The 10,547-nt window shown below is 26.7% G+C and carries 5 protein-coding genes; 4 read left to right on the forward strand and 1 reads right to left on the reverse strand.

All coding sequences use genetic code 4. The features are described from left to right. The first annotated feature begins 64 nt into the window (after positions 1-64). The 4 genes from EG856_RS00475 to nrdE all read left to right on the forward strand — a co-directional run bounded on the left by EG856_RS00475 (position 65) and on the right by nrdE (position 8,837). A complete protein-coding gene (locus EG856_RS00475; protein WP_130429189.1) occupies positions 65-5,020 on the forward strand; it encodes a hypothetical protein in 4,956 nt (1,651 codons plus the stop codon). A gap of 154 nt (positions 5,021-5,174) precedes the next feature. Further along, positions 5,175-6,227, forward strand: coding sequence for a class 1b ribonucleoside-diphosphate reductase subunit beta (gene nrdF / locus EG856_RS00480; RefSeq protein WP_130429190.1), 1,053 nt, complete (start codon positions 5,175-5,177; stop codon positions 6,225-6,227). A gap of 2 nt (positions 6,228-6,229) precedes the next feature. Continuing rightward, a complete protein-coding gene (gene nrdI, locus EG856_RS00485; RefSeq protein ID WP_130429191.1) occupies positions 6,230-6,685 on the forward strand; it encodes a class Ib ribonucleoside-diphosphate reductase assembly flavoprotein NrdI in 456 nt (151 codons plus the stop codon). Next, on the forward strand, positions 6,678-8,837 hold the full coding sequence (nrdE, locus tag EG856_RS00490) for a class 1b ribonucleoside-diphosphate reductase subunit alpha (RefSeq protein WP_130429192.1): 2,160 nt from the start codon (positions 6,678-6,680) through the stop codon (positions 8,835-8,837). The genes nrdI and nrdE overlap by 8 nt, the downstream gene beginning before the upstream one ends. Positions 8,838-8,873: 36 nt before the next feature. Here nrdE and EG856_RS00495 read toward each other — a convergent pair whose 3' ends face one another. Further along, positions 8,874-10,484 (reverse strand): ABC-F family ATP-binding cassette domain-containing protein, encoded by a 1,611-nt coding sequence (locus tag EG856_RS00495; RefSeq protein WP_130429193.1) that lies wholly within the window; start codon positions 10,482-10,484, stop codon positions 8,874-8,876. Positions 10,485-10,547: the final 63 nt, after the last annotated feature.

Consider the following 10,547-nt stretch of genomic DNA (forward strand, 5'->3'; position numbering starts at 1 on the left):
CTTATAAATTATAATTATGTATTAAAATTAATACAAATACTTATTTATTGATGAATGGAGTTATATGAAGAAAAAAATGTTAATTTTGCCGCTAGCTATTTTGCCAGTAATTCCAATTTCGGTTACACTTCGTAATTCAGAACCAACAAATAACTTGCTTAATCAGCCAAATTTGGCTCATATTTCAACTAAACGAATTTCAGTTGATGACTTTTTAGCAACTGATTGAATGAGTGATATTTCAGATAACAGAAGTTTATTTTCGCTTTCTATTCCAGGCACACATGATTCAACAATGTATAATGGATGAGGTGCGGCTTGATTTTTTGGTTCATTATTAGCTCAAACACAAACATTTAGTTTTGAAGAACAACTAAAACTAGGTATAAGAGCTTTTGATTTGCGCAGTCAAAATGATGGACAATTAGTTCATGGTCCAGCCACTTCTCACCAAACTCTTGAAAAAGCTTTTGCCTCATATGCTAAATTTTTACAACAACATCCAAGAGAATTTATTATTGTAAGAGTTAAAGATGAAAATTTCAATGTTCAAAACAATGCTTATGCCTCACAAGCTAGTAAAATATATCGCGATGTGCTAAATAAATATAATGAATATTTATACAATCCCGAAGGTAAAGGTTATTATGAAATTTCACGTGAAAAAGGCTTTAATATTGGCCAATATAGAGGAAAAATAATTGTTTTAAATCATTGACATCATTTGGTAAATACGGATTTAAAGGGTGGTTTTAGTTTTCGTGAAATAACTTCAGATCACGCAATTCAGGATAAATATGACGGTGTTGATATCGATCAAAAATTTAACTACATAACTAAACATTTTCGTGATTCAACTAATAAAAATTATATAGAAGATAATGCTTATATTAATTTTACTTCTATGGCTAGTGGTTGAAGACCTGATAATTCTTCGGCAAGATTAAATCAAAGAGTGGTTGATTATTTAAATCAACACCAAGAATTATCTACATTAGGCATTGTGTATTCAGATTTTCCTGGACCTTCGTTAATTCAAGCAATTTATAAAACTAATTTTAATTACACAGATGAAATCTTAAGAAATGATGGGTTAGAACAAACGGTAAGTGAATTGACTTTTTCTCAAATTTATGATGGTGATAATAAAATAATTCTTCATATTCCTAACGATACTAATGCTTATCGCAATTTAAATTTAGAAATTAATATCGATGGCGAAATTATTAAAAAAACAATACCAGCAGATTTTAGTGCTGATAAATATGAGATTATTTTAGATAATAAAATTTTAAGAGCCGGGCAAAATTTAATTGTAAATTCGTATAAATTAACTCCAAAAAATAATTGATATGTGCAAAAGAAGTACAATGAGAATTCCAAATCGTTAGAAATAGTTTCAAATGAATTTACACAGAATCGAAACGCGTTAATTTCGGAAGTTAATTTAATGATAAATAATTATAAATATAATCCTCAATATAACAATGTGGTTGAATATTTAAACATAAATTTTATTAATAATTTAAACAATGTGCACAATGGAGAAAATTCTAAACTTAAAGATTTGAATGATAAATATAATGCAGTTAAAACACAATTAGGTACTCAAATAAATATTTTAGAACATATTGAAGATAGCATATCAACAATAAAAGATAATCATTATAATTTAAGTGAAGTTTTTTCGAGTGTAAATACCCAAAAAATAAATAATTTAAAAGATGATACTTTAGCTAAATTGAATAATATTTTCCAAAATTCCAATAGTTATATTGATCCAGCACAAATAAACTCTCTTGTTATTTCTTTATCCAAAAACGAGCAAATAGCAAAAGTTGTACCCATAATTTTTAATGATTTTAAAAATATAAATATTGAAAAATACCAAAACGAACTAAATCAAATAGATCATGATTACGATTTTGCCAAAAAATATTGAGTGGATGAAATTCAAAAAGTAGTTGAAAAACCAGATAACATTATTAAAAATATCGAATCACTTTCAAATAGATCGCAAATTATAAGCGTGGCCCGAAATTTAAGTGATAATTTTTCAACCGACTTATCTAACATAAAAAATAAAACACAAAGTGTTATTCATAATATAAATAATATTAAAGAATTTTTTGATATGCCAGAAAATAATGGTTTAAGAAACAAATTTATTGATAATATAACTGAAAATATCAAAAATTTAAATCCCCCACACTTAATACGTTTAAATGTTGGATTATATAAGCAAAAAGTAGACGAATTAAAAAATCTTGTAAATCAAATTGATACATATCAAACACAAAATTCGAACTTTACTAATCGTAATTCTAAAGAATTAACACAATTACTAAATAAAACAAAAAATATCTTAAATAATGAAGATTCTGTTGAATTTAATATTGATAATATACAAACAACAATATTGAGTTTAGAAGACGCCAAATTAAAAGCAACTGAATCTAATAATCTTTATCAAGAAATTATTAATAGCATTGAAAATAGTAATGAATTATATCCCGAATGAAAAATGATTTTAAAAGCCGATTTAGATGTTATTAATGATTTAAGTCAAACTACAGCTCTTCCAATAAAACAAAGAATTACCAATTTTAATGAAGAAGCTTTTATTAGTAAATTTAATAATTTAAGTAGTTTAAATCAAGCTCAAAAAAACTTTTTACTGAATACAATTAAAACGAGTGTTGATATTAATGCTATTAAACAAAAAATTAGTGAATTTAGACCTTTAAATGCTCAAATGAATACTTTAATAACTGAATTAAATTCGTTTGTAAATTTTGAGAATTTAATTGGTTTTAAAATATTAACACAAGATAAAAAAACACAAATATCAACAAAAATAAATGAAGTTAGAAATTCAATAAATTCAAATTTATCTATTGAGCAAATTAATAACAATATTTCAGCTTTGAATAATTTTCATATTATTTTTAGTGGTGAAGAAATTATTTCTAATTTAAATTCACGAATAAATAATTCGAATAATTTATATAAATTCCAAAAACTTGAATTAACAAATGAATTGAATAATGTAAACACAAATGCAAAAATTGAAGCACTAAAACAAAAAATAAATAATGAGATTAATTTAGATTACGTTAATAGTGATATAAATAATTTTGAATTTCTTTCAAATATTCAAAAACAAAACGCACTTAATTCTTTGCAAAATTCAACTAATAAAAATGATTATTTATTAAACAAACAAAACTATTTAAATCTTAATAATGCGGTTGAAAGTGCTAATTTGTTATTGGAGCAAGTTTCGAATATTGAAAATAATGAAAACTTTATCAATAATTATCAGTCAAATAAAGATGACCTTTTATTAAACATAAATAATTTAAAACAAAATTATTTGCAAAACCTGAATTCAAAAACAATTGTAGATCAAATAATTTTAATTAGGGAAAAATTACAACAATTAGAATTTCAATCGCTTGAATTTAATAAAGAACAAGTAAAAAATATTGCTTTAAATAATTATAATGAGGTAAAAACTCGTCTGTTAGAACAAAAAAGTCTCGTTCAAAATCAAAGCGAAATCTACAATAATATTATTGACGAAATTGATAAATTAATCATAGATACAGATTTTGAAAATTCAACCAATGATATAACAACTACGTCAATAGTTGCTAACACAAATGCTTTAAATTTATATTTAGCTCAAATTGATGACAAAAAAATTCAATCAAAAAATCAATATGATAAAAAACAACGAAAAATTGCATTTGAGCATTTTAGTAATTCGTTTAACTTTATCTTAAGCCAAGAGATTAAAGATACCAATTTGCCAACTCAAATTTTCCCCCAACAATTACAAAAATCAGTAAATGACCAAAATTATGCGATTTTAAATATTAATTTATTAACAAACAACTCAAACGGTAGTTTAGAAATTATTTACACAATAAGTGATATCAACAATGAATTTTCAATTAATAAAAGACAAAATATCACTGGTTTATTAACAAATCAAAATATTGAGGATGAACAAGAACTGCAAAGAGCAAAAAAACAATATGAGTTAAAATTTGTTGAAGCGAATGAATATTCAAATAATTTAGTGAGTGAAATTTATTCAGAATTAAAAAATAATTTTGTAAATGATATTAATCGCTATTCAACTCCTGAACAAAAAGTAGAAATATTTAATAATTATGTTTCATCGTTAACTGAACTGATAGAACAAACAAAAATTAAAAAACAAGAAATTGATGATGTTTTAAAAATCAAGGAAAATGAAGTTAAAAATAAACTAAATCAAAAACAAAAGTTAATTAATATAGCGAAAAATAAAATAGACGAATCATTAGATTTTGCTGATCAAAATTGAAATTTAACACAATTAGCAAACAAAATAGATGAGTTTAAATTGAGATTAAACACATATAAACAAAATTTAGACAAACTTGGTTTAAATGAAGAACAAATAAATATAATTTCCCAAAATGCTTCAACATATTTTATTGAAACAAAAAATTTTATTAACAATTTTATCAGCACATATTTCAATGAAATATTTAATAAAATCACTTTCTCGGTTTTAAATGAAAAAAGTATTAATTTAATAGGTGTGGAAGATATTATGTCAAATGTTGATGATAACGAAGTCAAAATATCTATTGTAAATATTGCTAGAAATATAGTTGAATCTAAAATAGTGCTTAATTATATTGCCAATTACAAAAATTTAACCAGATCAGGTGAATTTGAAATTAGTATTCCATCACAAAATGAAGTAAATAGTCTAAAATCCGAAATTAACACTAATTCTAATAACGATACTAAAAATAATACAGATGAAATAGATAATGAGATCACTAAACCTGACAATACTAAAAATTCTTCGCATAATAATTTAATAAATAATGTCGCTAGCGAACAAAGTGAAAAAAATTCAAATTTCAATAAAAATTATTTATTTTTATTGATAATTCCATTTTTGATAGGAATTCCTGCTATTGTTATTCCAATTTTAAAATCAAAGAAAAAATAATTTAAACAATCGGCAACGATTGTTTTTTACAAAAACAAATTACCTTACATTTAAGGTAATGCTTCTGTATTAATTTAAAAAAATATTAATTATTTTTTAATATTGGTGCTAATTGTCTATAATGATAAATAAACATTTTTTAAAAGGAGAAAAAATGAGTGAAAGAAAAATTAAAAGAAAAAATGAATATTATTATAATTCAGTTTCGCCAATTGAATATTATCAAAATGGTTTTCAAGGTCGATTAAGAAGTGTAAATTGAAATTGAATAAATGATGACAAAGATTTAGAAGTTTGAAATAGAGTGACACAAAATTTTTGATTACCAGAAAAAATACCGGTTTCTAATGACTTAAAATCATGAAATACATTAGATAAAAAATGACAACAATTAATAACAAGAACTTTTACGGGTTTAACATTATTAGACACAGTTCAAGCAACTGTATCCGACGTGGCTCAAATTCCACATTCAACTACAGACCACGAACAAGTAATTTATGCAAATTTTGCTTTTATGGTGGGTGTGCATGCTCGCAGTTATGGCACAATTTTTAGTACATTATGTTCAAGCGAACAAATTGAAGAAGCGCATGAATGAGTTGTTAACAATGATGCCTTACAAGCTAGAGCAAAGGCGCTAATACCATATTATGTTGGTGATGATCCCCTAAAATCAAAAGTTGCATCAGCATTAATGCCTGGTTTTTTATTATACGGAGGTTTTTATTTACCGTTTTATTTAGCAGCTAGATCTAAATTACCTAATACAAGTGATATTATTAGATTAATTTTAAGAGATAAAGTAATTCATAATTATTACAGTGGTTATAAATACCAACGCAAAATTGAAAAATATTCAAAACAAAAACAAGAAGAAATGAAAAAGTTTGTTTTTGATTTAACTTTTGAATTAATTGAATTAGAGAAAAAGTTTTTATATGAACTTTATGAAGGTTTTCATTTAAGTGACGGGGAAAATTTAGCCGAAGATGTTATTAAATTTAGTTTATATAATGCTGGTAAGTTTTTGCAAAATTTAGGTTATGAATCTCCTTTTACTGAAGAACAAACTAAAATAAAACCTGAAGTGTTCGCTCAACTGTCAGCAAGAGCTGATGAAAATCATGATTTTTTCTCCGGCAACGGAAGTAGTTATGTAATGGGTGTTAGCGAAGAAACAGAAGATGAAGATTGGGAGTTTTAATTATGAATAAAAATTATGTGGAACTTGAACATATAAATAAACCACAAGGCGAAATTCATTGTGTATATTTCAGTACTAATACTAAAAATACTGAAACATTTGTCAATAAATTAGGTTTTAATTCAACAGCTATTCCATATGAAATAAATAACAAAATTGAAGTTAATTTTGATTATGTTTTATTTTGTCCGACATATTCGGGTGGAGGAGAATTTCGCGAAGGTGCAGTGCCTAAACAGGTTATTCAATTTTTAAATAATGAACAAAATAGAAAATATTGCCGTGGTGTCATTAGTTCGGGCAATACTAATTTTAATGATACATACGCGATTGCTGGACCTATAATTTCAAGTAAATTAAAAGTTCCTTTACTTTATCAATACGAATTACGTGGAACTAAAAGCGATGTTGAAAATGTACAAAAAATACTAAATAAATTTTGAGGAAAATATGAATAATGAAATAAAGAATAAACTGAACGAAGAAGATGATAAGTATATAGCCTTTAATGCTATTTCGGGGCTTAAATTTAACGATAAATATGATTTTAATGCTGATAAAGAAGCTGTAAAAAGATATTTAAGTTCACACGTGCAAACAAAAACCAAATATTTTGAAAACGAAGAACAAAGATTGAGTTTTTTACTGAAAAATGATTATTATGAACAAAATTTAGTTGATAAATATGGTTTTGAAAATGTTATTTTCTTAACCAAATATGCTTTGAATTTAAAGCACGAGTTTCCAAGTTTTATGGGAGCATTAAAATTTTATTCTACTTATTGTATGAAAACATTTGATGAAAATTTATATTTAGAAACTTATTCACATAGAGTAGTAATGAATGCGTTATTGTTGGCAAATGGTGATTTTAATCTTGCAAAAGATATTATTAAAGATATTATAGATGGTTGTTTTCAGCCAGCCACACCAACATTTTTAAATGCAGGTAAAAAACAACGTGGTGAATATGTTTCTTGCTATTTATTACGTGTAGAGGACAATATGGAATCTATAGCAAGAGCAATTTCAACTTCATTGCAATTATCAAAAAGAGCAGGTGGAGTAAGTTTATGTTTAACTAATTTGCGAGAATTTGGTGCAGCAATTAAAAAAATACAAAACCAATCTTCTGGCATTATTCCAGTTATGAAAATACTTGAAGATTCATTTAGTTATGCCAATCAACTTGGCCAAAGACCTGGTGCTGGAGCAGTGTACTTAAATGTTCATCACCCAGATGTGTTGTCGTTTTTAGATACAAAACGTGAAAATGCTGACGAAAAAATAAGAATAAAATCATTATCTTTAGGCTTAATTATTCCCGATATTACATTTCAATTAGCAAAAGAAAATAAGCAAATGGCTTTATTTTCGCCAAAGGATATTAAAGATTTTTATGGCATACCAATGAGCGATATTTCAATCACCCAAAAATATGATGAATTAGTGAATAATCCTAAAATTAAAAAAACCTACATTAATGCTCGTAAACTTTTCCAAACAATTTCAGAATTACATTTTGAATCTGGTTATCCTTATATTCTTTTCGATGATACAGTTAACGCTAATAACGCACACCCACAACAAGGTAGGATTGTGATGTCAAATTTATGTTCTGAAATTGCTCAAGTTTCAACTCAAAGCACATATTCAAGTGATTTAACAATTCAGCAATTAGGCCAAGATATTTCATGTAATTTAGGCAGTTTGAATATTGATAAATTAATGAAATCAGGTAAGCAATTTGCTCATATTGTTGAACGCTCAATTAGGGCTTTAGATACTGTTTCGCGAGTTGCTAATTTATCTTGTGCCCCAAGCATTGAATTTGGCAACAATAGCAATCACGCACTAGGATTAGGAGCAATGAATATGCATGGGTTTTTAGCCACACATAATATTTATTATGCTTCTGTTGAAGCGTTAGATTTTACAAATATTTTCTTTTATACAGTGGCATATTATGCTTATTCAGCGTCAAATAAATTAGCTCGTGAAAAAGGCAAATTTAAAGATTTTGATACATCTAATTATGCTAATGGTAAATATTTAGCAAAATATACTCAATGCGAAGATCATAAATTTAAACCTAAAACTCAACAAATTATTGATATTTTTGATAAATATCAAGTTAAAATTCCAACGAAAACTGATTGAATTGAACTGGACCAACAAATTCAAAAATATGGTTTAGCCAATTCTCATTTAATGGCAATTGCTCCAACTGGTAGTATTTCATATTTATCTTCATGTACTCCTTCACTTCAACCTGTTGTTGCACCTGTGGAAGTGCGCAAGGAAGCTAAAGTTGGTAGAGTTTATGTTCCCGCATATAATATAACAAATGAAAATCTTAAATTTTATCAAGATGGAGCATATGAATTAGGTCCTAACCCAATTATAGATTTAGTAGCTACAGCTCAACAACATATTGATCAGGCAATTTCATTGACTTTATTTATGACAGATAAAACTACTACAAGAGATTTAAATAAAGCTTATATAAGAGCATTTAGCAAAAAATGTAGTTCTATTTATTATGTTAGAGTGCGTCAGGATGTTTTAGAAGGTAGTGAAAATCTTGAGTGTGAATCTTGTATGATTTAATGTTTTAAAAAAGTTAACATCAAACGATGTTAACTTTTAATAATTCATTAATTCTTCGTATTCATCAAGTGTGCCGTGGTAAATAAAACTTTTATCCGGTGCTATTTCTAAAATAACATTAGCTACTTGATTTACTAAAGCACGATTATAAGTGGTAAAAATTGCTCCACCCTTGTAGTTTTTTAAGCCACTAATTAATGAATCTATGCTTTCGGCGTCTAGATGATCTAAAGGTTGATCTAAAACCAAAAAATTTGCCTCCAATAACATCATTCTCGAAAACATAAGTCGCGCTTTTTCGCCTCCTGAAGTTACGCTTACATCTTTAAAAACTGTATCGTTAGAAAAAAGCATACGGCCTAAAAAACCACGCATTCTTTGATCTGAAACATCTCTTGTTTCTTCGGTGGTATTTTCAAGAGGTCATTGTGAAATTCAATCTAAAATACTCATTTGTTGAGTAAAATATTTTTTATTATCATTTGGATAATAGGTGTGTTTGATTGTTTGTCCTCATTTAACACTACCACTTGTAGGTTGTTTTAAACCTAAAAGAACTTCTAATAAACGAGTTTTAGCAATATCATCATCACCAATTAAAACCATTTTTTCACCTTTGGATAAAGTAAAAGAAACATTTTGAAACATTACTTTGCCGTTTTCTTCATATGAAATAGATTCAACTGCTAAAATATCTTTTCCAGGTTCGCGGTTAATATCTCAATTTATATATGGATATTTACGATTAGAAGGTTTAATTTCATCTAAAGTTATTTTTTCTAGAGATTTTTTTCGCGAAGTAGCTTGGCGTGATTTAGAAGCATTAGCACTAAAGCGAGCAATGAATTGTTTTAATTTTTCAATTTGTACTTCTTTTTTGGCATTTTGTTGTTTTGTTAATTCAAGTGCTAATTGACTACTTTCTTTTCAAAAAGTATAATTACCTGTGTATATTCGTGCCTCATTGAAATCGATATCAACTATATGAGTACAAATGTTGTCTAAAAAATCACTATCATGGCTTACAACAATTACAACGTTATTATATTCAGCTAAAAAATTTTCAAGTCATTTAATTGAGCGCAAATCTAGATGGTTTGTTGGCTCATCCATTATTAAAATGTCTGGATTACCAAAAAGTGCTTTGGCCAATAAAACTTTAATTTTTTGGTTAGCACTCAATTGATTCATTGGTAAATCTCATTTTTGTTTAGGTATTTGTAAACCTGAAAGCAATTCTTGGGCATCGTTTTCAGCTGTTCAACCTCCTAATTCTCCGAATTTTTCTTCTAATTCGCTGGCACGAGTATAATCTTCCATACTAGCATCAGGGTTAGCGTAAATAGCGTCTTTTTCAGCTTTAATTTTGTATAAGTCAGTGTTGCCCATAACCACAACATCAGTAACAATTAAATCGTCATAAGCATTATGATCTTGACTTAAAACACTAATTCTGCGATTTTTTTCAACAATTATTTGGCCACTAGAAGACTCAATTTCACCTGAAATGATTTTTAAAAAAGTTGACTTGCCGGCTCCATTGGCACCAATGATTCCGTAAGTGTTACCCTCTGTAAATTTTAAATTTACATTTTCAAAAAGTTTTTTATCACTAAATATTTTACTTAAATTTTGTACTTCTAACATAAAACCTCCATAATATTTTCAATTATAACAAAATATTAATTTTACTTTATATGCGTGTAAGTA

Origin of the sequence: Mycoplasmopsis phocirhinis, from assembly GCF_004216495.1 — a bacterium.
GTDB classification, from domain to species: Bacteria; Bacillota_I; Bacilli_A; order Mycoplasmatales; family Metamycoplasmataceae; genus Mycoplasmopsis; species Mycoplasmopsis phocirhinis.